We start from the raw sequence: 2,181 nt of genomic DNA, 5'->3' as shown, positions 1-2,181 counted from the left end.
GGCCACCGCCTCCGGCAGCACCGCCGACCAGACGTCCTGCACCGCCTCCGCCAGCTCCCGCGCCGCACGGGCGTTGGCGGCCCGCGCCCGCTCGATCGCCCGCGCCAGCTCGGCCTCGTCCGCCCCCGCCCCGACGGTGACGGTCTCCACGACGACCCGGGCCGTCCGGTACGCGCGCCGCAACTGCCCGGCTTCGCCGCGCAACCCCTGGGCCTGCTCGCTCAGTTCGCCGAGCCGGGCGCGCAGTTCCGCCCGCCGCTCCTCGGCCCGGCGGAGGTTCTCGGCGCGCTGGGCCTCGGCGGCCAGCCGGGCGCGCAGCTGCCGGCGGCGCTCGGCCTCCTGGTTGACATAGGACCACCCGTATCCCGCGGAACTGCTCACCGGCCGCCTTCCGAGCGCGAGTCGTGACCTGCGGCGCGGACCGGGAGCGTGCCACCGGTCCGGCCCCCTGCGCACGCGCCGCCGAGGCCGGTGCGGGACGTGAGTGGCGTCACACGACAAGTGACCGCGCGCGAACCGGCACCGCCCCCGAGGTGCTGCTGAGGCACCATCATGCCGCAGATCCCGCCCGGGCCGTCCAGCCTTTGCGAATCCGAGATCACCCCCCCGCGAGGCGCCCCGGCACGCTAACCTGGCGGACGGCCGACGGGTGGGAATCGGCGAACCGGGACCGGGCGGGGGTGAGCGGCGATGACGTCGGACGACGTGCTGGCGACGCTGCGCGCGCACTGGGACGAGATCTGGGAACTGCTCGACGAGCCCTCCCGGGACAGGCTCCGGGCGCTCGCCGAGGACACGACCGGCGATCCGGAGCGAATAGCGCGCAGGATCGTCCGGCTGGTGCGCGCCACCCTGCCCGACGGGCACCCGGTGCGTGAACTCTTCGACGACTCGACGCGCTTCGTCCGGGACCGCGACGGCGCCGACGTCGTCGTCAACGGCCCGGCCTCCGGCTCCGCCGCTCTCGTGGCGAGCGTCGCGGACCTGCTCCGGCCCACCCCGGCGCCCGCCGGCCCCACGCCCCCGGACGACGCCGACGACTGGCTGCTCGCCGCGGACTCCGTCACCGCCACCGCCTACCGGGCCGGCGGACACGACCCCGCCGACCCCGGCCTCATCCGGCTGACCGACCCCCAGGGGACCGTCCGCCTCCCGTCGTTCCAGTTCGACGACGCCTCCGGCCGGCCGCTGCCCGTCGTCGTCGCCGTCAACCGCCTGCTCGACGCCGCCGACGACCCGTGGGGCGTGGCCGACTGGTGGCTGGGCGCCAACGCCTGGCTGGACGCCGTGCCCGCCCGCCTGCTGGGCACCACCGGCGAGCACACGCTGCTCGCCGCCGCCCGCGCCGAGATCGCGGAGTGGTGAGGGCGTGCCCGACGTGAAGGTCCCCACCGCGACCGTGCGCGCCACCCCGTTCCGCGAGGTGCTGCCCGCCGGTACCGTCCTGCACCGCGTGCACTCCGCCGCGTACCCGGCCACCTCGTTCAACCCGTACCCGTCCGACACCCACTACGAGGGCGGCCGGTTCTGCTCCTACGAGGGCGACGGCACCCACCTGCCGTACCTGTACGCCGGGTTCTCGGAGCGGACGGCGGTGATGGAGACGCTGGTCCGCGGGGTCCCGTTCGACGAGCGCGGCTGGCGGCGGATCCGGCGCGCCTCGGTGCGGGGCCGGGTGCTGTCGCGGATCGAGACCACCTGCGACATCCCGCTGGTCGGCCTGATGACGCTCGATCAGCTCGCGGCCGTCCACCAGGACGAGTGGCTGATCCACTCCACGCCCGAGGCCTACCCGCGCACCCGCCGCTGGGCGGCCTGGATCCGCGGCCAGGCGCCGTGGGCGCTCGGCCTGCGCTGGCCGTCCAAGCGGGACCTGGGGAGCAGCGCCTGCGTCCTCTACGAGCGCGACGCCGCCACCCCGCTCGTCAAGCCGGTCGACACCGTGCCCGTCCCGCTGGACACCGCCGAGGGCGCCGAGTTGCTGAACCACCTCCTCGCCCCCGCCCGCACCCGGATCGACCCGCCTCGGCGGTAGGCCGGGGCCGGGCCGGACGGGCCGGAGGGCGGCGGTGCGAGAACTTTGCAAAGTGCGAACTTTGCAAAGTTTTGCCGCATACCCGCAGCTCACCGCCGTGAAGCCGGCTCCTGTCCACACTTTGCAAAGTGTGGACTTTGCAAAGT

General features: G+C 75.2%; 3 protein-coding genes. 2 read left to right on the top strand and 1 reads right to left on the bottom strand.

Annotated elements, in window-relative coordinates; genetic code table 11:
- On the bottom strand, nt 1-381 hold a 381-nt coding region (locus ABD308_RS19190; protein ID WP_425554800.1), incomplete at its 3' end, for a hypothetical protein.
- Between the two features lie 309 nt (nt 382-690).
- On the opposite strand from ABD308_RS19190, the gene ABD308_RS19185 reads away from it, so the two are divergent.
- Complete coding sequence (locus tag ABD308_RS19185; protein WP_344336146.1) at nt 691-1,365, top strand: hypothetical protein; 675 nt, start codon at nt 691-693, stop codon at nt 1,363-1,365.
- A 4-nt stretch (nt 1,366-1,369) separates the two neighbouring features.
- Nucleotides 1,370-2,035 carry an RES family NAD+ phosphorylase gene (locus ABD308_RS19180; protein WP_344336144.1) on the top strand — a complete coding sequence of 222 codons (666 nt, stop codon included), beginning with the start codon at nt 1,370-1,372 and terminating at the stop codon, nt 2,033-2,035.
- Nucleotides 2,036-2,181: the final 146 nt, after the last annotated feature.

The sequence above is a fragment of the Kitasatospora putterlickiae genome, assembly GCF_039527695.1.
GTDB lineage: Bacteria > Actinomycetota > Actinomycetes > Streptomycetales > Streptomycetaceae > Kitasatospora > Kitasatospora putterlickiae.
This window is presented reverse-complemented; position numbering and strand designations above follow the sequence as displayed.